At 65.9% G+C, this 21,435-nt stretch carries 25 protein-coding genes and 1 pseudogene; 7 read left to right on the forward strand and 19 right to left on the reverse strand.

Going from position 1 to position 21,435, the window contains the following annotated elements:
• Positions 1 to 27: 27 nt before the first annotated feature.
• Together BRX37_RS24425 and BRX37_RS24430 are read right to left on the reverse strand one after the other, a co-directional pair.
• Positions 28 to 633: pseudogene (locus BRX37_RS24425) on the reverse strand (ABC transporter transmembrane domain-containing protein); the annotation flags it as partial.
• A 57-nt stretch (positions 634 to 690) separates the two neighbouring features.
• Positions 691 to 1,983, reverse strand: a complete 1,293-nt coding sequence (locus BRX37_RS24430; RefSeq protein WP_125989970.1) for a class I SAM-dependent methyltransferase — start codon at positions 1,981 to 1,983, stop codon at positions 691 to 693.
• A gap of 103 nt (positions 1,984 to 2,086) precedes the next feature.
• Between BRX37_RS24430 and dgcA the strand changes: the two genes are divergently transcribed.
• On the forward strand, positions 2,087 to 3,061 hold the full coding sequence (gene dgcA, locus BRX37_RS24435) for an N-acetyl-D-Glu racemase DgcA (RefSeq protein ID WP_125989972.1): 975 nt from the start codon (positions 2,087 to 2,089) through the stop codon (positions 3,059 to 3,061).
• Between the two features lie 382 nt (positions 3,062 to 3,443).
• Here the strand turns inward: dgcA and BRX37_RS24440 are convergent, their stop codons facing one another.
• From BRX37_RS24440 to BRX37_RS26945, 6 genes are all read right to left on the reverse strand, one after another.
• Positions 3,444 to 3,842, reverse strand: coding sequence for a hypothetical protein (locus tag BRX37_RS24440; protein ID WP_125989974.1), 399 nt, complete (start codon positions 3,840 to 3,842; stop codon positions 3,444 to 3,446).
• Between the two features lie 114 nt (positions 3,843 to 3,956).
• Positions 3,957 to 5,114 carry a mechanosensitive ion channel family protein gene (locus BRX37_RS24445; RefSeq protein ID WP_125989976.1) on the reverse strand — a complete coding sequence of 386 codons (1,158 nt, stop codon included), beginning with the start codon at positions 5,112 to 5,114 and terminating at the stop codon, positions 3,957 to 3,959.
• Positions 5,115 to 5,146: 32 nt separating this feature from the next.
• Positions 5,147 to 6,154: a DNA topoisomerase IB gene (locus BRX37_RS24450; RefSeq protein WP_125989978.1), complete on the reverse strand. Its 1,008-nt coding sequence runs from the start codon at positions 6,152 to 6,154 to the stop codon at positions 5,147 to 5,149.
• Positions 6,155 to 6,232: 78 nt separating this feature from the next.
• Positions 6,233 to 6,946: a hypothetical protein gene (locus tag BRX37_RS24455; RefSeq protein ID WP_125989980.1), complete on the reverse strand. Its 714-nt coding sequence runs from the start codon at positions 6,944 to 6,946 to the stop codon at positions 6,233 to 6,235.
• Complete coding sequence (locus tag BRX37_RS24460) at positions 6,943 to 8,307, reverse strand: putative O-glycosylation ligase, exosortase A system-associated (protein ID WP_010336883.1); 1,365 nt, start codon at positions 8,305 to 8,307, stop codon at positions 6,943 to 6,945. Before BRX37_RS24460 ends, BRX37_RS24455 begins: the two co-directional genes overlap by 4 nt.
• A complete protein-coding gene (locus BRX37_RS26945; protein WP_004210005.1) occupies positions 8,300 to 8,437 on the reverse strand; it encodes a hypothetical protein in 138 nt (45 codons plus the stop codon). The genes BRX37_RS24460 and BRX37_RS26945 overlap by 8 nt, the downstream gene beginning before the upstream one ends.
• A gap of 101 nt (positions 8,438 to 8,538) precedes the next feature.
• Here BRX37_RS26945 and BRX37_RS24465 point away from each other — a divergent pair, with 101 nt between their 5' ends.
• Positions 8,539 to 9,762: a TIGR04063 family PEP-CTERM/XrtA system glycosyltransferase gene (locus tag BRX37_RS24465; protein ID WP_125989982.1), complete on the forward strand. Its 1,224-nt coding sequence runs from the start codon at positions 8,539 to 8,541 to the stop codon at positions 9,760 to 9,762.
• Here BRX37_RS24465 and BRX37_RS27500 read toward each other — a convergent pair.
• Positions 9,717 to 9,941, reverse strand: a complete 225-nt coding sequence (locus BRX37_RS27500; protein ID WP_318276912.1) for a hypothetical protein — start codon at positions 9,939 to 9,941, stop codon at positions 9,717 to 9,719. The two genes, BRX37_RS24465 and BRX37_RS27500, sit on opposite strands and share 46 nt — an antisense overlap.
• A 145-nt stretch (positions 9,942 to 10,086) precedes the next feature.
• Between BRX37_RS27500 and BRX37_RS24470 the strand changes: the two genes are divergently transcribed.
• Positions 10,087 to 10,917 (forward strand): hypothetical protein, encoded by an 831-nt coding sequence (locus BRX37_RS24470; RefSeq protein ID WP_318276913.1) that lies wholly within the window; start codon positions 10,087 to 10,089, stop codon positions 10,915 to 10,917.
• 9 nt (positions 10,918 to 10,926) lie between these two features.
• On the opposite strand, the gene BRX37_RS24475 is transcribed toward BRX37_RS24470, so the two are convergent.
• Both BRX37_RS24475 and BRX37_RS24480 read right to left on the reverse strand, forming a co-directional pair.
• Positions 10,927 to 11,298, reverse strand: coding sequence for a hypothetical protein (locus tag BRX37_RS24475; protein WP_125989984.1), 372 nt, complete (start codon positions 11,296 to 11,298; stop codon positions 10,927 to 10,929).
• Positions 11,295 to 11,480: a hypothetical protein gene (locus BRX37_RS24480; protein ID WP_125989986.1), complete on the reverse strand. Its 186-nt coding sequence runs from the start codon at positions 11,478 to 11,480 to the stop codon at positions 11,295 to 11,297. Before BRX37_RS24480 ends, BRX37_RS24475 begins: the two co-directional genes overlap by 4 nt.
• 115 nt (positions 11,481 to 11,595) lie before the next feature.
• Between BRX37_RS24480 and BRX37_RS24485 the strand changes: the two genes are divergently transcribed.
• Positions 11,596 to 12,264: a S24 family peptidase gene (locus BRX37_RS24485; RefSeq protein WP_125989988.1), complete on the forward strand. Its 669-nt coding sequence runs from the start codon at positions 11,596 to 11,598 to the stop codon at positions 12,262 to 12,264.
• 69 nt (positions 12,265 to 12,333) lie between these two features.
• Positions 12,334 to 13,251, forward strand: a complete 918-nt coding sequence (locus tag BRX37_RS24490; protein WP_125989990.1) for an XdhC family protein — start codon at positions 12,334 to 12,336, stop codon at positions 13,249 to 13,251.
• A gap of 14 nt (positions 13,252 to 13,265) precedes the next feature.
• Here the strand turns inward: BRX37_RS24490 and BRX37_RS24495 are convergent, their stop codons facing one another.
• The gene (locus tag BRX37_RS24495) at positions 13,266 to 13,451 is read right to left on the reverse strand and encodes a YbdD/YjiX family protein (protein WP_010336890.1); all 186 of its coding nucleotides are present in this window, start codon (positions 13,449 to 13,451) and stop codon (positions 13,266 to 13,268) included.
• Positions 13,448 to 15,496: a carbon starvation CstA family protein gene (locus tag BRX37_RS24500; protein ID WP_125989992.1), complete on the reverse strand. Its 2,049-nt coding sequence runs from the start codon at positions 15,494 to 15,496 to the stop codon at positions 13,448 to 13,450. The genes BRX37_RS24495 and BRX37_RS24500 overlap by 4 nt, the downstream gene beginning before the upstream one ends.
• A gap of 135 nt (positions 15,497 to 15,631) precedes the next feature.
• Here BRX37_RS24500 and BRX37_RS24505 point away from each other — a divergent pair, with 135 nt between their 5' ends.
• A complete protein-coding gene (locus tag BRX37_RS24505; RefSeq protein WP_125989994.1) occupies positions 15,632 to 16,870 on the forward strand; it encodes an aminotransferase class V-fold PLP-dependent enzyme in 1,239 nt (412 codons plus the stop codon).
• A gap of 3 nt (positions 16,871 to 16,873) precedes the next feature.
• Here BRX37_RS24505 and BRX37_RS24510 read toward each other — a convergent pair whose 3' ends face one another.
• Both BRX37_RS24510 and BRX37_RS24515 read right to left on the reverse strand, forming a co-directional pair.
• Complete coding sequence (locus BRX37_RS24510) at positions 16,874 to 17,251, reverse strand: DoxX family protein (RefSeq protein ID WP_206434219.1); 378 nt, start codon at positions 17,249 to 17,251, stop codon at positions 16,874 to 16,876.
• Between the two features lie 17 nt (positions 17,252 to 17,268).
• The gene (locus BRX37_RS24515) at positions 17,269 to 17,703 is read right to left on the reverse strand and encodes a pyridoxamine 5'-phosphate oxidase family protein (protein WP_004210025.1); all 435 of its coding nucleotides are present in this window, start codon (positions 17,701 to 17,703) and stop codon (positions 17,269 to 17,271) included.
• A 118-nt stretch (positions 17,704 to 17,821) separates the two neighbouring features.
• On the opposite strand from BRX37_RS24515, the gene BRX37_RS24520 reads away from it, so the two are divergent.
• Entirely contained in the window at positions 17,822 to 18,373 is a 552-nt protein-coding gene (locus BRX37_RS24520; protein WP_125989998.1) for a 2'-5' RNA ligase family protein, read from the forward strand.
• Positions 18,374 to 18,379: 6 nt separating this feature from the next.
• On the opposite strand, the gene BRX37_RS24525 is transcribed toward BRX37_RS24520, so the two are convergent.
• From BRX37_RS24525 to yidD, 4 genes are read right to left on the reverse strand one after another with little or no spacing between them, the layout of a single operon-like run.
• On the reverse strand, positions 18,380 to 18,682 hold the full coding sequence (locus tag BRX37_RS24525; RefSeq protein ID WP_037507361.1) for an alkylphosphonate utilization protein: 303 nt from the start codon (positions 18,680 to 18,682) through the stop codon (positions 18,380 to 18,382).
• A gap of 4 nt (positions 18,683 to 18,686) precedes the next feature.
• Positions 18,687 to 19,334, reverse strand: a complete 648-nt coding sequence (gene yihA, locus BRX37_RS24530; protein WP_010336896.1) for a ribosome biogenesis GTP-binding protein YihA/YsxC — start codon at positions 19,332 to 19,334, stop codon at positions 18,687 to 18,689.
• A gap of 41 nt (positions 19,335 to 19,375) precedes the next feature.
• On the reverse strand, positions 19,376 to 21,082 hold the full coding sequence (gene yidC / locus BRX37_RS24535) for a membrane protein insertase YidC (RefSeq protein WP_010336897.1): 1,707 nt from the start codon (positions 21,080 to 21,082) through the stop codon (positions 19,376 to 19,378).
• A gap of 35 nt (positions 21,083 to 21,117) precedes the next feature.
• Entirely contained in the window at positions 21,118 to 21,330 is a 213-nt protein-coding gene (yidD, locus tag BRX37_RS24540) for a membrane protein insertion efficiency factor YidD (RefSeq protein WP_004210035.1), read from the reverse strand.
• Positions 21,331 to 21,435: the final 105 nt, after the last annotated feature.

Consider the following 21,435-nt stretch of genomic DNA (forward strand, 5'->3'; position numbering starts at 1 on the left):
ACCTGGTCACCGGCATTGGCGGCCTCATCTATCTGTTCGTGCTTGCGCCCAAGCTCGCCGGCCCAGCGTAACCAGCGTCAGCACGATCACCGGTATGCCCAGGATCAGCAGGCCGGCGAGCTTGGGCGCAAGCACGAACAGATAGATGAGGCCGCCAATGCCGGTGACCAGGTTGCGCAGCGCGACCGACACGGTCGATCCCACCACCTGGTCGATGATCGCGGTGTCCGCCGTCATGCGCGATGCGATCTCCGACGGCCTGTTCTCCTCGAAGAAAGCCGGCGCCTGGCGCAGCAGATTGGCCTGGGTCGCGCTGCGAATGTCGGCGACCACCCGTTCGCCCAGCCAGGATACGAAATAGAAGCGCAGCGCGCTTGCCAGCGCCAGGATCACCACCAGCAGGAACAGATATTCGAACCAGCGGCTGATATCGCCGCCGCCGGTAAAGCCCTTGTCGATCACCAGGCGAAAGCCGCTCGGGATCGCCAGCGTCGCCGCGGAAGAGACGATCAGCGCGGTCAGCGCCCCGGCGATCCGCGCCGGATAGCGCGTCGCAAAGCGCCACAGCATGGCCAGACTCGACAGGGCAGGGCGATCGGCGCGGCGCGGCGCGGGTGCGGTGGCATCCTCCATGTCGGGGCGTTAGCAGCGCGGCGCGCCCGCCTCAATGGGCGCGCGTCATCCCGCCGCTCAGGCCGCCGGTGCGATCCGCTCGGCCAGCGCCATCAGGCGCGGCGTATCCGCCTTGCCGGTCAATGCATAGGCCATGTCGCCGGCCTCCCAATAGGCGACCGTGCCGTCGCGCCGCTCCGCGATCAGCGGCTGCCCTTCCGCCGGCGTTTCCGCCCGGTCGGCGAACAGCGACAATTGCTCGCCCTTTTCGGTGGTCAGCGCGATCGCGATCGCCGGGCTGTCGGCGGTCGGGAACAGTTGCACGTCCCGCACCTGCCAATTGGCCGGCAGGCGCGGCAGCACGATGCCGGTCGACCGCCGGATTTCGGCATCGTCCAGCTTGGCGCTCTCGACCTGCGACGCCATCTGCTGGCGCAGCAGGCCGGCGCGGCGCGATGCGGCCGCCTCGTCCAGGAAAGTGCTGGCCTGTGCCGCCTGGGGAAATTCCCCAAGCGCGCCCCGGCCGATCCACCCCGTCGCCAGCAGCGCGGCGATCGCCGCCGCCCGCCCGACATGGCGCCAGCCGCGCCCGGCCTCATTGTCGTTGGCCACCGGCTGCGACATGTCGCGGCGCCGGCCGACCAGCGTCCCCTTGGTGCCGTCATGCTTCAGGCGGAAATCGATATGCGGCCAGCGCTTGCGCCAGCGGCGCGCGACCAGCCGCTCGCCCGGCCGCGCGGCATCGTCCAGCAGTACCACGCCATTGGGGGAGAGGCGCGCGAACAGGCTGTCGGCGGCGCCCCGCACCAGCGGATGCACGCTCCAGGGCGGGCCATCGATGATGATCAGGTCGATCTGCTCGGGCAGCCGGTCGATCGCATACCAGCGGCCCGGCCAGTCGGCGCTTTCGTGGGTCAGCGGCGCATGGCGGATATCCACGTCCAGCGCATGGTCGGCCAGCCATTGCCGGGTCGCATCGACAAAGCCGCCATGCTGGTCGAAACTGTGCAGTTGTCCGCCGCCATGCAATTGCAGCGCCCGCGCCGCGATCAGCGAGGATGCGCCCGCGCCCAGTTCGACGACATGCGCCGGCCGCAGCCGCGCAATCTCGCGCACGATATGGCGCAGGAAACCGACATCGGCCTTCCAGCTTCCCAGATGGGGCAGCGCATCATGGGGCAGTTTGAGTTCGTCCAGCAGCGCGCGCTTGTCCGCCTTGCGCCCGCCCGACAGGCTGGCGAGCAGCCAGGGCCAGCCGATCGCGCCAAAGGTCAGGCGCCATGCCATGTCGGACATGCGGCGGGACAGATCATCGGTGACGGGTTCGGATTCATTCAGCGAGAGGAAGCCGGTCAATTCACGGGAAGTCACGGGGAAATACGCTCCTGTCGCAAAGGCGGGGACTATGCCAGCAGTCCTGTTTCACGCATATGACGCCCATCCAATTGGTCAAATCATGACGCAGGAAACGCCGATGACCCGTATAATTTCCGCGACGGTCGAACGCTGGCCGGTTGCGGGCGCCTTCATCATCAGCCGCGGCGCCAAGACGGAGGTGGACGTCGTCGTCTGCACCGTGGGCGACGGCGATCATGTCGGGCGGGGCGAGGGGACGGCCATCTATTATGAGGGGGAGACCGCACAGGGCTGCGCGGCGGCGATCAACGCCTATGCCGGGCCGCTCGATCGCGAGGCGCTGTTGCAGGCGATGCCGCGCGGTGCCGCGCGCAACGCGCTCGACTGCGCGCTGTGGGATCTGGAGGCGAAACGGGCCGGCGTCCCGGTCTGGCAACTGGCCGGCCTTGCCGCACCGACGCCGTTGCCCACCGCCTTCACCATCAGCCTGGGCGAACCGGAGCGGATGGAGGTCGATGCTCGCGCTGCCGTCGCGCGCGGCTTTGGCCTGCTCAAATGCAAGCTGACGGGGGAGGGCGATCATGCCCGTATTGCCGCCGTGCGCGCCGGTGCGCCCGGCGTCCGGCTGATCGTCGACGCCAATGAAAGCTGGCATGACCGCGACATCGTGGCGGAGGCGGCGGCGCTCGCCGAACTGGGCGTGGAAATGGTGGAACAGCCGATCCTGCACGGGCGGGAGGACAGGCTGGCGGGCCTGCGGGCGCCGTTGCCGCTCTGTGCCGACGAAAGCTGCCACACCCGCGCCGATCTCGACCGGCTGGGCGATTTCGACGCGGTGAATATCAAGCTCGACAAGGCCGGTGGCCTGACCGAAGCGCTGGCCCTGGCACAGGCAGCGCGCGCCCGCGGTTTTCGCATCATGGTCGGCTGCATGCTCGGCACCTCGCTCGGCATCGCGCCTGCCGCGCTGGTGGCGCAGGGCGCCGACTGGATCGATCTCGACGGTGCGCTGTTGCTGGCGAACGATCGTGACGGCGCCCTGCCGCTGCGCGACGGCCTGCTCCACCCCGGCACCCTCTGGGGCCAGGGCTGATATTCCTCCCCGCGCGCGGGGAAGGGGACCATCCGCAGGATGGTGGAGGGGGGCAGCCGTCTGAAGCCAGCCCCCAACCGGCCACCGCTTTCCTACTCGGCCATTCTCTGGTCTATCCTCGGCGATGCAATCCGCGTCATCGCCCGTCGCCGATGGGCGGCGTGACCCAAGTGTCGCTTCGATGGTGCGTCATCGTCGCCTGGTCGTGACCCGATCGGCAGGCAGTTGTGACCCAGGTGTCGCGCCGCTGTCGCGTGACAGCGGCGCGGGCGGTGCATATCCGGCGCAAACGGCCCGATTTGCCCGACGACACTGTGAACTTCGGACCTGTCGCGTCGGCGTGACCCTGCCGGGTCCGCCGATCACGGCAGATTGTCTTGGCTCAGTAACCCAGCGTCAGGCCGACGCTATAATATTTCGGGCCGACATTGGCCTTGGCACGCAGCTTGGGGATCAGCGGCATCGCCAGCGTCGCATAGGGGCGGGTATTGTCGCCGCTAAAGCGCACGCCGGCACCGATCGAGACCGACATGGGAATCGTATAGGCCGCCTCGACCCGGCCATAGAGCTTGGTGTCGCCATCGCGCAGATAGACGCCGCCGCCCGGCGTCAGGCTGAAACCCGCCATGTCGAGCGCATAGCCGGCGCCGATCTCGGTGCCCCAATGGCCGTCGGCGCGGCCATAATTGACTTCGGCGCCCAGTCCCTCGGCATGGGCGGCAGGCGTCATAAGGGGGGCAGCGATCAGCAGGCCAAGGGCCGCCATCCGGTTCATTTTCATGGCAAATCCATATCAGTCATTGGTGATGGATGGGTAAGGGCGCGGCCGGTCCCCGCCGGCAAGCGGAAAGGGGACCAGCCGAATCCGTCCTGCGGTGAAGCGAGCCGTCCTGCGCTACTCCTCGACGCGGCGGACCGGCTGCACCTCGGCATAGGGCATGATCATCCGGCCGTCGGGCGCAGCGGTGAAGGTCGTCTGGGTCGGATAGGCGAACTCGATGCCGCGCGCGTTGAATTCGCGCAGCACGGCCAGGCCGATCTTGTGCCGCACCAGGTAGATTTCGTCCCAGCCGGGCAGATAGACGTCGAACTCGACCTCGAAATCCAGGCTGGATGCGCCAAAGCCGATGAAGCCGGAGCGCACGAAATTGCCGCCCAGTTCCTCGATGATCGTCTTGAGGATGGATGGGATCTCCGCCGCCAGATCGGGCGCGGTCTGATAGATGACACCGATCGGGAACTTGATCCGGCGATGGTCCAGCGTCTGATAGCTGGTGATTTCCTTCTGCAGCAGATTGGCGTTGGAAATCACCTTTTTCTCGCCGGTGACGGCTCGCAACCGGGTGGATTTCAGGCCGATCTTCTCGACCGTCGCGGTGGTCGTGTCATAGGTGATCGTCTCGCCCTGGCGGAACGGCTTGTCGAAGATGATCGACAGCGCCGCGAACAGATCGGAGAAGATGCCCTGCGCGGCAAGGCCGATCGCGATGCCGCCGATACCCAGACCCGCGACCAGGCCGGTCACGTTGACGCCCAGATTGTCGAGCACGACGATCGCGGCGATCGCGAACAGGGCAAATGTCACGAGGATGCGGATCAGGCCCATGGCATTGGCCAACGTCTCGCCCTGGCCATCCTCGGCCAGCGTCTTGCGCTCGATCAGGCCCAGGATGATCTCCCGTGCCCAGATCGCGGCCTGCACCACCACGGCGATGGTGAAGAAGAAGGTGACGGTCTTGTCCAGCGACGCGGGCGCGTCGGCGAACACCACCACCAGCCGGGCCGCGACCATGATCATGAAATATTGCGTCGTGCGCGCCGCCGCGCGGCTCAGCACATTGCCCAGGCCCAGCGGGTCGCCACGCCGGCCGCGATGCTTGGTGCCGATCCGGCGCAACGTGGCGAGCGCCAGATAGATGATCGTGGCCGCGCCGATGGCGATCAGGATCTGGATATAATGAAGCTGGAACCAGGCGATGGTCGAATGCCACATTTCCGTGAGGTTGGGCGCACGCACATTGATGTCGATGCCGGGGTCGTTCTTGTTGGCCATGCTGATCCTTGATTGATGGTCCGTGGGCTCGATCAGGCCGCTGCTGCCAGCGGGGGAGCGTTGGCCAGATCGTCGAGGAACGCGATCAGCCCGCGTTCGTGACGCGACAGATAGCGCGTCCGGCGCGGCAGGCGAAGCCCCTGCCGCCATTCATCCTGTCCGTCCTTGCACAGGTCGATCAGGGCGGGGTGGATATAGGATTTGCGGCTGATCGCCGGCGTGTTGCCCAGCGCCGTCGCGACCGGCTCGATCATCTCCTTGAGCGAGACATGGTCCGCCGCCAGCGTCTCGAAGGCGATGGTCGATGCGCCCCAGGTGCGGAAATGCTTGGCGGTGAAGTCACCGCCCATGGCCTGCGCGATATAGGCGTTGACGTCGCTCGAACTGATCGGCCGTGCCTCGCCATCCTCGTCCAGATATTGGAACAGATGCTGGCCCGGCAGATCCTGCACCGCTCGCACGAATCGCAGCAGGCGGCTGTCGGTGATGCTCAATTGCTGTTCCTTGCCGGACTTGGCGCGGTAGCGCAGGGTCAGGCTGCGGCCATTCAGGTCGACATGCCGCCGTCGCAGCGTCGTCGCGCCGAAGCTCTTGTTGGTGGTGGCATAATGTTCGTTGCCGACCCGCAGCTTGGCGAGGTCGAGCAGCCGCACCACTGCCGCGATCGTCCGCGCCTTGCGCAGGCCGCGCCGCGACAGATCCTCCTCCATCCGCGCCCGCAGTTGCGGCAGGGCGCGGCCGAAGGCGGGGCAGCCGGCATATTTTTCCGCCTCGCGCGCGGCCCGGAAATCGGGGTGATAGCGATATTGCTTGCGCCCCCGCTCATCATAGCCGGTCGCCTGGATATGGCCGTGGGGGGAGGGGCAGAACCAGCAGTCGCGATAGGCCGGCGGCATGGCGATCGCGTTCAGCCGGTCGATCTCGTCCCGGTCGGTGATGCGGCTGCCGTCCGCCGCGCGATAGGCCCATCCCTGCTTCAGTGCGCGCCGGCTGATGCCGGGCATGCCGTCATGGCTGTGGATGATGGCGGGGGACGACATGGGAACCGGGCGACCTTCTTTCTCCCGGTCCAACCCGTGATGATCGGCTTCGTTCCGCGTGCAGCCTGCCCGGCGCTGTCAGGACGGGCGCGACCGCAGCCGCTGCAACCAGCCGGTGCCCGCGCCATAATGGCCGGTCCAGGGCAGCAATTGGCGGCGCACCGTCGTCGCCTGGGCGCAGCCGACGATCAGGCTGATGACCGCCAGCGGGAAGGCCAGCATCATGGTGGCGGGCATGGCAAAGGCGAGGGTGATCGCCGAAAATCCGCCGCCAAAGGCCGCCAGGGTCGCCCGCAGGTCGCCGTCGGGTCCGCGCAGCCAGAACAGGCAGCCCGTGACGCCCAGCGCGAACATGGCGATATTCTGCATCGCGCCGGCCGGCACGATGGCGCAGGCGGCAATCAGCCCGATCATCGCCAGCGCGGCACGGCGCCACTGCCAGCCGCCGATCAGGCGGGTGAGCAGCGGATAGAGCAGCAATTCGCAGGTCAGCGCCGCCAGCAGGATCGCGCCGGGGGCCGCCGCGCCCGCACCGTCCGCGATGAAGGCGACGACGGCACTCGCCGCCCAGGGCAGCATCCGCGACGGCGCCATGCGGATATGGCTGATCCAGCCGGTCATGCCCGGCCGCAATGCCCAGCGTCGGTCGGCCTGCCGCAACTGGAAGGCGGACAGGGCAAACAGCATCTGCACGCCCCATGGCATATAGGCGGGGGACAGCAGCGGGGCAGCCAGGATCAATCCCAGCATCAGTCCCTGAAGCCAGCCCAAAATCCGCAATTCCATGGTCATGCCGTCACTCCCGCCTGTGCGCCAGGCTGTTCGAAGAACGGCACGCGTCCGGCGTCCTTGCGCTTGCGGGTCAAATAAGTGTCGAGGCCGATCTGGAGCGAGAGCATCATGAAGATGAACGGCTGATAGGCGATGCCCACGAACAGCGATCCGATCATGTAGACGACATGGCCCTGCTGCAGCGCCACGGCGAAGGGCGCGATCCAGGCCTCATCCGGTCCGTCGCGCTTGCGATACATGCGCCGGATCGATTCGGTGCGGATGAAGCAGCTCAGGTGCAGCAGCGCCCACAGGAAGAAGCCGAAATAGCCCTGCTCGCCCAGCATCTCGAAATAGGCACTGTGATAGGCACGGCCCTTGTCGGTGACCAGGCGGCGCTCGATCCGCTTCTCGTCGCCATCGCCGACCTCGCTCTGGGCGAAATAGGTGAAGCTGTTCTGGAGATAATTGTCGAAGCCGCCGCCGCCCGGATGGGTCTTCACATAGTCGAGCGTCCACATCCACACCGCGACGCGGGTGGACGCGCTCTCGTCGCCCTGGTGATTCTCGATCGTCTGCATCCGCTTGGTGAAGCTGGCGGGCAGGAAGGGGATGGCCGCCAGCGCGGCAAAGGCCAGCAGCGGGCCATAGACGAACTTGCGCTTCGACCGCATCAGCATCATGCCGGCCAGGATCACCAGGCAGACCAGGCCCGTGCGCGCCTCCGTGCCGACCGGCATCAGCATGCAGGCCAGGCACAGTGCATAGGCAAAGGCCTTCACCTTCCAGTCGGGCGGAAAGATGGTGCCATGCTGGGTCAGCCACAGGATGATCGGGATCAGCGCGATCGCCACGCAGGAAATGATGCTACCCTCATACAGGCCGCTATTATTGTCGACCATCAGATTGAGCACGCCATAGCCGCCGCCCGACAGCGCGGTCTTCATGCCGCCATTGATGATGATCGTGCTCGCGCACAGCACCATGAACAGCGCCAGCGCCTCGATCCGCAGCCGCGTGCGCAGCACCAGCGGCAGGAACACGGCAAAGACGATCGCCTTCCATACCCAGGCCCATTTGGTCGCGGCGTTGATCGGGAAATCGGCGGTCGCGGTCGTATAACCGCACCAGGCAAGCAGGACGAGCAACAGCACCTGCCGCGCGGAAAAACGGCAATCCTTCTTGTCGTCGACCACTATCCAGGCACCGACCGCACAGACGAAGGCGATCAGCGAGATCGGGATCGAATTGAGCAGATAATAGCAGAGCCGCTGGGGCGAAACGATGTCGATATAGGCGTAGATGATGACCAGAAGGAACGGCCGCTTGAATCCCATCAGGAAGAAGGCGCCCAGGAAGGCGATGAAGAACAGGTCACGCATCGGCGGCGTCTCCGTCCGGCGATGCCGGCGGGGTGTCGATGTCGCGATCCAGGTCCGGGCGCGACAGCAGCCGCCAGGCGGCCAGCAGGATGACGCCATGGCTGATCAGCAGGGATAGGGTATCAATCATTGCGTGTTTTGATCTGCCGGTTCTGGACTCTTGCCCCGGAAAATCCCTAGCGTGACAGAGTTGACGGGGCGTTAAACCTTTTTCGGCAAAAAGTTACCGCTATGACTCGTATCCTTCACGTTCTCGATCACAGCCTGCCGATGCACAGCGGCTACACGTTCCGCACGCGGGCTATCCTGCGGGCGCAACTGGCCAAGGGCTGGGATGTGCGCGGGCTGACCGGCCGGCGCCATGTCGCGGCGGGGCCGCAGGAGGAGCTGGTCGATGGGCTGCATTTCCACCGCACGCCGGGCGAAGCGGCCGGCGGCAATGCGTTGCTGCGCGAGTGGCGCGACATTTCCGCCCATGCCGATGCTATCGAGTCGCTGGTGCGCCAGTGGCGGCCGGATATCATCCATGCCCATTCGCCGGTGCTCAATGCCATGGCCGCGCAGCGAGTCTCGCGCCGCCACGGCATTCCGCTGATCTACGAGATTCGTGCCTTCTGGGAGGATGCGGCGGTCGGTAACGGCACCGGGACCGAAGGCAGCCCACGCTACTGGCTGACCCGCCAGCTCGAAACCCATGCGGTCCGTGCGGCCGACGCGGTTGCCGTCATCTGCGAAGGGCTGCGGTCCGATCTGGTTGCGCGCGGAATCGACTCGGCCAAGATCACCGTCTCGCCCAATGGCGTCGATCTTGATCAGTTCGGCGCGCCGGTGCCGCGTGATCCCGTTCTGACCGCGAAGCTGGGGCTCGAAGGGGCGGATGTCGTCGGCTTCATCGGCAGCTTCTATGATTATGAAGGGCTGGATGATCTGATTGCCGCCATGCCCCGACTCGTGCGGGCGCGGCCCAGGGCGAAGCTGCTGCTGGTCGGCGGCGGGCCGATGGAACAGGCGCTGCGCGATCAGGCGCTGGCCTCGCCCTTCACCGACCATATCGTCTTTGTCGGCCGGGTGCCGCACGACCAGGTCGAACATTATTATGCCCAGGTCGATGTCCTCGCCTATCCGCGCAAGGCGATGCGCCTTACCGATCTGGTGACGCCATTGAAGCCGTTGGAGGCAATGGCACAGGGCCGACTCGTCGCTGCGTCGAGCGTCGGCGGCCATCGCGAACTGATCGAGGATGGCGTGACCGGCACCCTGTTCGCGCCGGACGACCCGGCCGCGATCGCGCAGGCGCTGGCAGGCATGTTCGCGGATCGCGGCTTCTGGGACGAACGCCGCATCGTTGCGCGCGATTTCGTCGAGAGGGAGCGTAACTGGTCGTCAAACATTTTGCGTTATGAGCCTGTTTACCAGCGACTTCTGGGACGGGACTCGACCGCAAAGGCGGCCTGAGGAACGGCGGCGATGCCGAAGTTCACACCGTCCATGCGGGGACTGGCCATCATGGCATTGGTCGCGGCAGGCTGCGGCGCCCTGGTGGTGCTGACCCTGCCGGTCGGCTGGATGGAAATGCTGGTCGCATCGAGCGGCCTGAGCGAGACGATCCCGGCGGCCGGTCCGCCGCTGGGCATGAAGGCAAGATTGCTGCTGGCCGGTTTTGCCGCGTTTATGAGTGTAGGAATTGTGGCCGCGGTGCGGCGAAATGGATCGGATGCGCCGCACAGGCGCTTGAGAATAAGCGGAAGGCGTCATCCAGACGCCCAAGGAGCAAGAAAAATGGGTTTCGCATTTGCAAAGCTGACCGCGCTTGCCCGCGGACGCAATGTGCCCGCTGCTGAAGAGGCCGCGCCCGCGCAGCGCCGCGCCGACGCGCATCCTGATGCGCCGCCCCGTCCTCCGATTTTTGCCAGCCGCGATTTTGGCGGCGCCGATATCTTCGCGCGCCCGGAATCGGGGCGTCGCCGTCTGGTGGTCGATAGCGATTCGGTAGAGCCGGTGGCGGCGACGGTGGTGCGCATGGAGACGCCGGCCGCCTTTGCCATGCCGACCCCGCATGAAGAGGCACCGGTCGAGGATATGGCGATCGCGCCCGCGCCCGCCTTCTCGCGTCCGTTCGACGCCATGCCGACCCTGTCGAGCAATCCGATCCCGCTCGGCCGCGCGCCGTTCGCGCCGCCGGAAGACGCTATATTCGAGCCCTGGGAAGAAGAGGCAGTGGCGGAATTTGCCGCCTTTGACGAAGAGCCGACCGATATCGCACCGGAGCCGATTGTCGAGCAGGCCCCTGCCTTCGTCCCGGAACCGGTGATCGAAGAGTCGATACAGGCGTTCGATCCTGCGCCCGAGCCTGCACCTTTCGTTCCGAGGGCGGAGGCATCGCCCGCCCCGAGCGCGCGCAGCATCGACAACCTGTCGATCACCGAACTGACCGAGCGGCTGGAGCGGGCGCTGGTCCAGCGTGGCCGACCGGCGACCGCGCCGCGCGTCATCGCCGACATGCCGATCGCTTCGGCGGTGCCGGTGCGCGAGGCGGTGTCGGAAGATGTCGAGGATGCGCTGCGTGCCGCGCTCGGCACGCTGCGCACCATGACCGGGCGCCCGCGCTAAACGATCAGGCTACCAGTCGCGGATGGTGAGGGCTGACAGCTCGATCCATTCGCCCTCCGCATCGCCGCGCAGGTCGTCGATCACCATGTCGGCGACGAAATGGCCTGGCAATGTCCATTCCGCTTCCTGCAATTCGCTGGCCAGCGCCTCCCGGCGCGCGCGCAGGCTGCCGCCCGCCACCCGCAACAGGATGACATGGCGGCGCCCCTCGAACAGGGCGCTGGCCCAGGGGCGGCTGACCGCACGCTCGACCGTCGCCGGCTCGCCGATCCGGGCGATCAGTTGAACCAGTAACTGGGCCAGCGGATCGGCCTCGCGCCGTTCTCCTGCTCGATTACGGACCAGATTCGCGCTCGTGCGCAGCATGTCGGCGCTTGTCATTGGCTCACGCTCCTGCGATATTCGTTCATGAAATGTTCTATTCGTCTCTTTACCCGATCGCCCGGATCGCGCCCCATGCGCAGGTCGAAGACCAGGCGCGGATCGCGCACGGCGTCGCGACCGAAACGGGTCGGCGCTATCTGATAGTCTCGCAGGAATTTCTCGATCGTGCGCAGCAGCATGGACGGACCTCTCCTTTGTCGGGTCGATTCGCCCCCTGCGAATCGATAGGCAATTTCCTATCTCATATTCATTTTCCTACTTGTCTAGGAAAATTCCTATCATTATGGATGCAACATGGATGAAGCGCAGGACGCCCGGACTGCCCTCGATCGGCTGATCGTCGAACGCGGGGAAAATTATGCCGATCTGTCGCGGCTGATCGGGCGCAATCCCGCCTATATCCAGCAGTTCATCAAGCGCGGCACGCCGCGCAAGCTGGACGAGGCGGATCGCCGTATCCTGGCGCGCTATTTCGGTGTGGCGGAAACGATGCTGGGCAGTCCGCTGCCAGCCGGCGCACCGATCCCGCGTGTGCGCGGCCTGCCTGCGGTGGTGGCGGTGCCGCGCCTGTCGCTTGGCGCCTCCGCCGGCGCGGGCTCGCTGGATGAGGATGAGCGTACCGCGGGCGTGATGGCGTTCGACGCGCAATGGCTACGGCATCTGGGCGTGCGGCCGCAGCGCGTGTCGATCATCCGGGTCGATGGCGAATCGATGGCGCCCACGCTCAACGATGGCGACGACATCATGGTCGATCATGAGGATGACGCCGATCGCCTGCGTGACGGCGTCTATGTGCTGCGGCTCGACGGCGTGCTGATGGTCAAGCGGGTGGCGATGGGGCCATTGCGCGGCCGGTTCAGCGTATTGAGCGACAATCCCCATTATCCCGACTGGACCGAGATCGATCCGGCGATGGTGGCGATCGTCGGTCGGGTCGTCTGGACAGGCAGGCGGCTGGTCTGAGAAGCCTGGTCCGTCTTTGAAAGGCGCCGTGCCTTTCCTATGTCTAGGAAAACAGGGGAAGGCTGGATCATGAACGATAATGGCGCGGTGATCCGCAAGGCGATCGAATGGCGCGGTGCGTCAATGGCGCTGGCAACCGTCGTATCGACCTGGGGATCGGCGCCGCGCCCGCGTGGCAGCCACATGATCGTGCATCAGGATGGCCGGCTGGAGGGCAGCATATCGGGCGGCTGTGTCGAGACCGATGTGTTGCAGCGCGGGGCCGAGGTGATTGCCGGCCGGCCCGGCCATGTTGCGCATTATGGCGTGGCCGATGGCGATGCGTGGGAGGTTGGCCTGCCGTGCGGCGGCGAGATCAGCGTGCTGGTCCAGCCGGTGGGGGAGGGTGGCTTTGCCCCCGACCTGTTCGACCGGATCGCGTCGGAAAGCGCGCGCGGCCGGGCGCTCACGCTCTCGACCGATCTGGACAGCGGTATCACCCGTGAGGCCGTGGTCGAGGGCCAGTTCCTTAACCGCTATGATCCGCCGCGCCGCCTGCTGATCGTCGGCGCAGTGCAGATCGCCCAGTCGCTTGCCGCGTTGGCGCAGGCTATCGACGTCACACCGGTGGTGATCGATCCGCGCGGCCGCTTCCTGACGGCGGAGCGTTTTCCCGGCATCGAGCTGGACGATCGCTGGCCCGACGCGGCGATCGCCGCGCGCCATCCCGGCGAATCCACCGCTGTCGTGACGCTCAGCCATGACATCAAGATCGATGATCCCGCGCTGATCGCGGCGCTCGCCGCCCCGACCGGCTATGTCGCGGCGCTGGGCTCCCGGCGCAGCCATGCCGCGCGGCTTGAGCGGCTCGCGGCGCAGGGCTTCGGCGCGGATGATCTTGCCCGGATCGACGGGCCGGCGGGGCTCGACATCGGCGCGATCGGCGCGGCGGAAATCGCCCTGTCGATCACCGCCGGCATGGTCGCCGGCTTCAACGCCAAGCGCTGATCAGGCGCAATCGTTCAGCAGCATTTCCCGCCATTCTTGCCGCCATAGCGTGCCTCTTGCCGGTTCCGGAAAAAGGCGGTGCGATCCATCGGCGCATGGCCGGGATGATGGTCGCGCATATGGCGCAGATAGGCGTCATAGTCGGGCTGGCCGACCATCAGATGCGCCATGCGCCGCAATGTCTGCAGGAATTGACTCATGGCGTCGTGACCAGTTGCGCCGGAATCTCGCGCGCGGTCGGCGCGGCGAAACCGCGTGCTGCCAGGCAGGTGCGGATGGTGAACACCAGCAATGCCAGCACCACCGCCAGGAAGATCGCAACCAGCCCGGCATCGACATAATCGTTGAACAGGATCTGGCGCATTTCCGCCATCGACTTGGCCGGCGCCAGCACTTCGCCCTTGTCCAGCGCCGCGCTATATTTGGCGGCATGGGCCAGGAAGCTGACCTTCGCATCGGCGGAGAACAGCTTCAGGAAGCCGGCCGACAGCGTGCAGATCAGCAGCCAGGCGGCCGGCACCATCGTCACCCAGGCGAAGCGGTCGCGCTTCATCCGGAACAGCACGGCCGTCCCCAGCATCAGCGCGATTGCCGCCAGCATCTGGTTGGAAATGCCGAACACCGGCCACAGCGTGTTCACCCCGCCCAGTGGATCGGTGACGCCCTGATAGAGAAAGAAGCCCCAGGCCGCGACGCACAGGCCCGTGGCGATGAAGCCGGGCAACTGGCTCTTGCTGTCCTTGAAGCTCGGCACGGCCAGCGCGATCAGATCCTGCAGCATGAAGCGGCCGGCACGGGTGCCGGCATCGACGGCGGTCAGGATGAACAGCGCCTCGAACAGGATGGCGAAATGATACCAGAAGGCCTTCATCGCCGGGCCGCCGAACACATGGCTGAAGATTTCCGCCATCGCCACGGCCAGCGTCGGCGCGCCACCCGCCCGGCTGATGATCGTATGTTCGCCAACATCCTTGGCCGTCTGGACGATCAGGTCCGGGCTGATCGGGAAGCCCATGGCGGTGACGGCGGCGGACACGCTGGCGGGGTCGGTGCCGATCACGGCGGCCGGGCTGTTCATCGTGAAATAGATGCCGGGGTCCAGGATCGACGCGCCGACCAGCGCCATGATCGCCACGAACGCCTCCATCAGCATCGCGCCATAGCCGATCAGCGGCGCGTCGCTCTCGGTCGCGATCAGCTTGGGCGTGGTGCCGCTGGCGATCAGCGCGTGGAAGCCGGACACCGCACCGCAGGCAATCGTGATGAACAGGAAGGGGAAGAGGCCGCCCGACCAGACCGGCCCGCCGCCCGTGGCGAACTGGGTGACGGCGTGCATCCTGAGCGGCGGCGCCATGATGACGATGCCGATCGCCAGCGCGGCAATCGCCCCGATCTTGAGGAAGGTCGACAGATAATCGCGCGGCGCCAGCAGCAGCCAGACCGGCAGCACCGACGCGACCGCGCCATAGCCGATCAATATCCAGCAGAGCTGCACCGGTGTGAAGGTAAAGATCGGCCCCCAGACCGGCGATTGCGCGATCGCCTGGCCATAGACGATCGCCGCGAGCAGGCCGATCAGGCCCAGGATCGACACTTCGCCGATGCGACCGGGGCGAATCCAGCGCGTATAGGCGCCCATCGCCATGGCCAGCGGCACGGTGGCCGCGACGGTGAACATGCCCCAGGGGCTTTCGGCCAGTGCCTTGACCACGATCAGCGCCAGCACGGCCAGGATGATGACCATGATCATGAAGGCGCCGAACAGCGCGATCGTGCCCGCCACCTGGCCCATTTCCATGCGGATGAGTTCGCCCAGTGACTTGCCGTCGCGGCGCATGGAGATGAACAGGACCATGAAGTCCTGCACCGCGCCGGCCAGCACGACGCCGGCAATGATCCACAGCGTGCCGGGCAGATAGCCCATCTGCGCCGCCAGCACCGGCCCCACCAGCGGCCCCGCGCCGGCGATCGCCGCGAAATGATGGCCGAACAGCACGGTGCGGTCGGTCGCGACATAATCCAGCCCGTCGGCGCGGCGAATCGCCGGGGTGGCGCGCGCCGGATCGAGCCGCATCACCTCGCGGGCGATGAACAGTGCATAATAGCGATAGGCGACCAGGAAACAGCTGACGGCGGCGACCACGATCCACAGCGCATTGACCGTTTCGCCGCGCGAGACCGCGACGACCGCCAGCGATACCGCGCCCACCAGCGCAGTCAGGATCCATGGAATGTGCCGGGTCATCGCTCTCTCAACGGTTCGGGATAGGGATTGGGCGCCACACTAGGCCGCTCCCCCCGAAAGACAACCGCCTGTCGGGATTAGGGGATTTGCTGCCGGTTATTCGTCAACGGGTTGGAACAGGGCAGGAGGCATCGCATGACCGACCGGAGCAAGGACGTTTCGCGCAGGGGCTTGTTGCAGGCGGCGGCGGTCGTGGGGGCGGCGCTGCCGCTGGCGGCGCGCGCGGCGACAACGGGCAATGCGATGCGCGACCAGTTGCTGCTGGCGCCCGACATCCATTATTTCAACGCCGCCAATATCGGCCCGGCCTTCCGCAGCGCGATCGCCGCGCATGAGCGCGAGACGCAGGCGTTCCAGGCCAACCCCTCGCCCCAGTATCGCACCAGATATCCGGTTGCCGCCGACGCCCTGCGCGCGCGCCTGGGCAAGCGGATGAACGTCAGCGCGCAGGAAATCGCGCTGGTCCGCAACAGCAGCGAGGCGAACACGGTCGCGGTCCGCGGCCTCGCGCTCAAGGCCGGGGACGAGGTGATCCTGACCGACCACAACCACCCCTCGACCCTGGAGACATGGAAGCTGCGCGCCGCGCGCGAGGGGCTGGTGCTCAAGATCCTGCCGGTGCCGGTCTATGCGACCTCGGCCCAGACGGTGGTCGATCTGTTTGCCGCCGCGATTACGCCGCGCACCCGCGCCATCTTCCTGTCGCACATGTCGAACGTCACCGGCATGATCTTCCCGCTGGCGCAGATTGCTGCGCTGACTCGGCCCAAAGGCATCTGGCTGCATGGCGACGGCGCGCAGACCTTCGGCTGGCTGCGGCTCGACCTGCCGGCGCTCGGCGTCGACTCCTATTCGGGCAGCACCCATAAATGGATGATGGGGCCGCTGGAGGGCGGCGTCCTCTATGTCCGGCGCGAAGGCCAGGCACAGCTCCAGCCGATCATGCTCAGCCATGGCTATTGGCTGACCGATGAGAAGAATCTCGATACCGCGCAAAAATATGAGATTCTCGGCCAGCGCGACGATCCCAAGCTGATCGCGATCGACGCGACGCTCGATGCGCTGGATGCGATCGGCGAGGCGGAGGTGGAGCGCCGCGCCTTCGCCATCGGCGACCAGATGCGCGACATGGTGCTGCGCCTGCCCGGCGCGAAGCTGGTCGGCACGACCACCAAGGGGCTGACCGGCCCGGTCATCACCCCGACCTTCGCCGGCAAGGATGTGCTGGCGATCCGCGATCATCTGTGGACCCAGGGCAAGGTGGTGGTCGCCCCGTCCAAGGCCGACGGCAAGCCGACCATCCGCTTCTCCCCCCATATCTACAACAGTGCCGACGAGATCGCCCTGATCGCCGACCTGCTGGCGAAGGCCTGACCGCTATCGTCGGCGGAATGGCCAGTCGATTACCGCCCCGGCCCAGAGTGCCCACCAGATGATCACCGGCTGCAGCGCCAGCCGGGGGCCATGATACCACCAGCTCAGATGCACCCCGCCCAGCGGGATGTCATGCAGGGCATGGTTGAAATTGGCTGGCCAGACGCACAGGGCATAGAGGGCCAGGGCTATCGCGGCGGCGCGGCGCGTGGCCGGGATCATCAGCCCGACGGCGCCGGCCAGTTCCGCGATGCCGGTCAGGGCGACGACGGTTTGCGGCTCCGGCACCCAATGCGGCGTGATTGCCACGAAACCGGCCGGTCGCATCAGATGCGCCGCGCCCGCAATCGCATAGGCCAGTGCCAGCCCGATTCGGACAATGGCGCGCGCGGTAACGGCTACAGCTCCAGCTCGCCTTCATCCTCGCCGTCCCAATAATGGGCGCGTTCGGCATGGACCTTGATCATCACCAGGCCGGGCGTATCTGCACCCTGCGCGAACCAGCGCTCCAGGTCCGGATTCCAATGCGCTTCAAAGGCGCTGCGGTCGCGGATCAGATCGGCGCGGCCCTCGACCGCGATGAACAGGGGGCGCTGTCCCAGCAGGCCGCCCTTGCCGTGGAAGGACAGGCCGACCCGCGGATCGCGCTCGATATCCTTCACCATCAGCGTGTCTTCGGTCGTGAAATAATAGCTGTCGCCGCCATAGGCGACGTCCTGATTGTTGCTCATCGGCCGGGCGCCGATCTGGCCGTCCTCGGTATGGGTGGACAGCATCGCGAAATCGATCTGCTGCATCTTGTCTGCCAGGGTGGCGATGGTCTGCTGGGCCATGGTCGCTCTCCTCTTCTGCCCGGTTCAACGCTGACAGAGCGGATTCGGATGCGTCGGATTCGTCAGGATGAAGAAAAGAACATATAGTGAACATATTCCGATTCGGAGGATGTTCGCCATGCTTGCCCGCACGCCGTCGCTCTATCGCCTGATCGTGGCGCTAAAGCCGCCGACCCGCATCACGCGGCAAATCGACCATTTCGCCGAGACGCTGGCGCCCGATGCCCATCGTATCCTGCCGGCGCACCAGCATATCACGCTGGGGATCACCGACGACTGGCCGGACTATCCCTATGCACTGGTGAAGGCGATGCACCGCAGCTTCACCGGCATCCTGGCTGATCCGTTCGATCTGTCGCTGGATCAGTTGAGCGAGGGCGGCCGGTCGGCCGCGCTGCGGCCGGCGCATGCACTGCCGCCGCTCCGGGAATTGCAGCGCAAGGTGGCGTTGGCGATGAAGCGGGCAGGGGTGGGCGCCCGTCCGGGCTGGAGCTTCAACCCGCACCAGACGCTCTATTATCGCGACGGTCCCCCGGCGACCCAGCGGATCAGCGGCTTTCACTGGCGGGTGGAGGATTTCGTGCTGCTATGCAGCCATGTCGGCCGCACCCATCATGAGCTGCTGGGGCGATGGCCGCTGCGCGGCAGCGGCCAATATAGCCTGTTCTGAACGCGCTCAGCGCTTGCGCACGAACTCCGCGCGCAGCACCAGCCCCTTGATGCCGTCATAGCGGCAGTCGATTTCCTGCGCGTCGCCGGTCAGGCGGATCGACTTGATGAGCGTGCCGCGCTTCAGCGTCTGGCCGGCACCCTTGACCACCAGATCCTTGATCAACGTCACCTGGTCGCCATCGGCCAGCAGATTGCCGACCGAATCGCGCACTTCCACGGCATCGCCGGCATCGGCCCTGGCGGCGGCATCAGCCGCGCTGATCCATTCGCCGCTCGCTTCGTCATAGACATAATCATCGTCGGCCATCGGCTTATCCCTGGCTTACGGATTCGAGCACGGCGGCGCGCAGTTCGGGGATGCCCATGCCCTTCTCGCTCGACGTGGCGATGATCTCGGGATGGGCGGCCGGGCGCTTGCGGATCGCATCGGCGGTGCGCTGCGTCACGGCGACCAGTTCGCTCGCCTTGATCTTGTCGCTCTTGGTCAGGACGATGCGATAGCTGACCGCCGCGCCGTCGAGCATGTCCAGCATGTCGGTGTCGACATCCTTGATGCCATGGCGGCTGTCGATCAGCACCAGCGCACGCTTGAGCGCCGCGCGTCCGCGCAGATAGTCGTTCACCAGGAACCGCCACTTCTTGACCAGATCCTTGGGCGCCTTGGCATAGCCATAGCCCGGCATGTCGACCAGGCGGAAGCGCAGCGGATCGCCGACGTCGAAGAAGTTGAGTTCCTGCGTCCGGCCCGGCGTGTTGGATGTGCGAGCCAAGCCATTGCGGTTGGTCAGCGCGTTCAGCAGCGACGATTTGCCGACATTGGAACGGCCGGCAAAGGCGACCTCGTTCACGGCCATGTCGGGCAGATAGTCGAGCGTCGGCGCGGATTTGAGGAAGCTGATCGGCCCGGAAAACAGCTTGCGGGCTTCCTCGATCAGGGCGGTGTTGTCGTCTTCTGTCATATCGAAAAAATCCCCCCCTTTCGGGGAGGATTTCCTTTTCCTTACTTGGTGGCCGTCGCGGTGTTCAGCACGGGGTGGCGCTTGTACAGCCACCATTGCTGCGCCATCGACAGGCAGTTGTTGGTGATCCAGTAGACCAGCAGGCCGGCGGCGAACGGCGCCATGATGAACATCATCATCCACGGCATGATCGCGAACACCTGCTGCTGCATCGGGTCCATCTGGGCCGGGTTCAGCTTGAACTGCAGCCACATCGAAATGCCCAGCAGCAGCGCCAGCACACCGATCGCCAGGAAGGAGGGCGGGGTGAAGGGCAGCAGGCCGAACAGGTTCAGGATATGCAGCGGGTCGGGTGCGGACAGATCCTTGATCCACAGCACGAAGGGCTGGTGGCGCATTTCGATCGTCAGCTGCAGCACCTTGTAGAGCGCGAAGAAGATCGGGATCTGGATGAAGATGGGCAGGCAGCCGGCCAGCGGATTGACCTTCTCCTGCTTGTACAGCTCCATCATCTTCTGCTGCAGCTGCTGCTTGTCGTCCTTATATTTCTCCTGCAGCGCCTTCATCTTGGGCTGCACCGCGCGCATCGCCGCCATGCTGGCGAACTGGCGCTGGGCGACCGGGAACATCAGGGCGCGGACGCAGAAGGTCAGGCAGATGATGGCGACGCCGAAATTGCCGAGCGTCTCGAACAGCCAGTGCAGCAGCGCGAAGATCGGCTGCTCGAACCAGTAGAACCAGCCCCAGTCGATCGCGCGGTCGAACAGCGGCACGCCGGCACGCTCATAGGCCTGCAGCGTCTTCACTTCCTTGGCGCCGACGAACAGCCGGTTGGTCTGGGTCATCGCCTTGCCAGGGGCCAGCATGACCGGCGCCAGCGCGATGTCGGTCTGGAACTGGGTGCCTGCACCCTTGCGCATCTGGCCGGTGAAGGCGTCCTTCTGGTCGGGGATCAGCGCCGACAGCCAATATTTGTCGGTGAAGCCGATCCAGCCGCCGGTCGACTGGAAGCTCTGGCTGGCCGGACCCTTTTCCAGATCCTTGTAGTTCACGTCATAATTAGCCGCGCCGTTGAACACGCCCATCGGGCCGACATGGATGGTCCAGGTGTCGGGATCGGCCGAGGGGGCGGCACGGCTGACATAGCCATAGGATTTGACCGCGATCGCGCCGGTGCCGCTGTTCGACACCTTCTGCGCGGCGGAGATCATGTAATTTTCGTCGATCGAATAGCGGATCTCGAAATTCTGGCCCGCGCCATTGTTCCAGCTCAGCGTGACCGGGCTGGTGGGGGTCAGTTCGGTGCCGCTGGCGGTCCAGACGGTGTTGGCATCGGGGGTCTTGATGCCCTCGCCCTGCCAGCCGAAGCCGGCGAAATAGGCATCCTTGGTGCCGCTGGGGCTATAGAGGCGGATCGCCGGCGAATCCTTGGCGATGGTTTCCTTGTAGGTCGGCAGCACGATATCATCGATGCGCGCGCCCTTCAGGTTGATCGAGCCTATGATCTTGGGCGTGCGGATGGCGACGCGCGGCGTTTCCTTCAGCACCAGCGCACGATCGCGGATCGCGGTCGACGCGTCCTGCGCCGGCGCCTCGCCCGCCGGGGTCAGCGGGGTGGTCTTGCCGCCCTCGATCTTCGTCGCGGGCGGATTGGCCGCCGGGAAGAAATGTTCGGAGATATAGGGCCAGCCGAACAGGATCGCGGCGGTCAGTAGCACCGCCAGAATGATATTCTTCTTGTCGTCCACGCTATTCGGCTCCGCCGTCTATACTCGTCAATGTCTCAGGGGACCGGGTCATAGCCCGAACCACCCCATGGGTGGCAACGCATTAGCCGCTTGAACCCCAGCCAGCTACCCTTGATCGCACCATATTTGCCGACCGCCTGGATCGCATATTCCGAACAGGAGGGGGCATAGCGACAGGTGGGGGGGAGGATGCGGGACGGACCCAGCTGCCAGGCGCGCGCGATCAGGATCAGCAGCCGGGCAATCATGCCGGCTGGCCGGTCCTCGCGGCAGGGGCCACGGGGGGGGATGCCCCCCTGCTACGGGGCAGGCGGCCCACGGCTTCCGGACGGGTCAAACATATGGCCACACCC

Source organism: Sphingomonas sp. S-NIH.Pt3_0716, from assembly GCF_003950715.1.
GTDB lineage: Bacteria > Pseudomonadota > Alphaproteobacteria > Sphingomonadales > Sphingomonadaceae > Sphingobium > Sphingobium yanoikuyae_A.

What these genes read in the sequence shown, in the direction of transcription:
- dgcA (WP_125989972.1), top strand. Translation starts at nt 2,087, where the DNA reads ATGACCCGTATAATTTCCGCGACGGTCGAACGCTGGCCGGTTGCGGGC.
- BRX37_RS24440 (WP_125989974.1), bottom strand. Translation starts at nt 3,842, where the DNA reads ATGAAAATGAACCGGATGGCGGCCCTTGGCCTGCTGATCGCTGCCCCC.
- BRX37_RS24445 (WP_125989976.1), bottom strand. Translation starts at nt 5,114, where the DNA reads ATGGCCAACAAGAACGACCCCGGCATCGACATCAATGTGCGTGCGCCC.
- BRX37_RS24450 (WP_125989978.1), bottom strand. Translation starts at nt 6,154, where the DNA reads ATGTCGTCCCCCGCCATCATCCACAGCCATGACGGCATGCCCGGCATC.
- BRX37_RS24455 (WP_125989980.1), bottom strand. Translation starts at nt 6,946, where the DNA reads ATGACCATGGAATTGCGGATTTTGGGCTGGCTTCAGGGACTGATGCTG.
- BRX37_RS24460 (WP_010336883.1), bottom strand. Translation starts at nt 8,307, where the DNA reads ATGCGTGACCTGTTCTTCATCGCCTTCCTGGGCGCCTTCTTCCTGATG.
- BRX37_RS26945 (WP_004210005.1), bottom strand. Translation starts at nt 8,437, where the DNA reads ATGATTGATACCCTATCCCTGCTGATCAGCCATGGCGTCATCCTGCTG.
- BRX37_RS24465 (WP_125989982.1), top strand. Translation starts at nt 8,539, where the DNA reads ATGACTCGTATCCTTCACGTTCTCGATCACAGCCTGCCGATGCACAGC.
- BRX37_RS27500 (WP_318276912.1), bottom strand. Translation starts at nt 9,941, where the DNA reads ATGCCCAGCGGCGGACCGGCCGCCGGGATCGTCTCGCTCAGGCCGCTC.
- BRX37_RS24470 (WP_318276913.1), top strand. Translation starts at nt 10,087, where the DNA reads ATGGGTTTCGCATTTGCAAAGCTGACCGCGCTTGCCCGCGGACGCAAT.
- BRX37_RS24475 (WP_125989984.1), bottom strand. Translation starts at nt 11,298, where the DNA reads ATGACAAGCGCCGACATGCTGCGCACGAGCGCGAATCTGGTCCGTAAT.
- BRX37_RS24480 (WP_125989986.1), bottom strand. Translation starts at nt 11,480, where the DNA reads ATGCTGCTGCGCACGATCGAGAAATTCCTGCGAGACTATCAGATAGCG.
- BRX37_RS24485 (WP_125989988.1), top strand. Translation starts at nt 11,596, where the DNA reads ATGGATGAAGCGCAGGACGCCCGGACTGCCCTCGATCGGCTGATCGTC.
- BRX37_RS24490 (WP_125989990.1), top strand. Translation starts at nt 12,334, where the DNA reads ATGAACGATAATGGCGCGGTGATCCGCAAGGCGATCGAATGGCGCGGT.
- BRX37_RS24495 (WP_010336890.1), bottom strand. Translation starts at nt 13,451, where the DNA reads ATGAGTCAATTCCTGCAGACATTGCGGCGCATGGCGCATCTGATGGTC.
- BRX37_RS24500 (WP_125989992.1), bottom strand. Translation starts at nt 15,496, where the DNA reads ATGACCCGGCACATTCCATGGATCCTGACTGCGCTGGTGGGCGCGGTA.
- BRX37_RS24505 (WP_125989994.1), top strand. Translation starts at nt 15,632, where the DNA reads ATGACCGACCGGAGCAAGGACGTTTCGCGCAGGGGCTTGTTGCAGGCG.
- BRX37_RS24515 (WP_004210025.1), bottom strand. Translation starts at nt 17,703, where the DNA reads ATGGCCCAGCAGACCATCGCCACCCTGGCAGACAAGATGCAGCAGATC.
- BRX37_RS24520 (WP_125989998.1), top strand. Translation starts at nt 17,822, where the DNA reads ATGCTTGCCCGCACGCCGTCGCTCTATCGCCTGATCGTGGCGCTAAAG.
- BRX37_RS24525 (WP_037507361.1), bottom strand. Translation starts at nt 18,682, where the DNA reads ATGGCCGACGATGATTATGTCTATGACGAAGCGAGCGGCGAATGGATC.
- yihA (WP_010336896.1), bottom strand. Translation starts at nt 19,334, where the DNA reads ATGACAGAAGACGACAACACCGCCCTGATCGAGGAAGCCCGCAAGCTG.
- yidD (WP_004210035.1), bottom strand. Translation starts at nt 21,330, where the DNA reads ATGATTGCCCGGCTGCTGATCCTGATCGCGCGCGCCTGGCAGCTGGGT.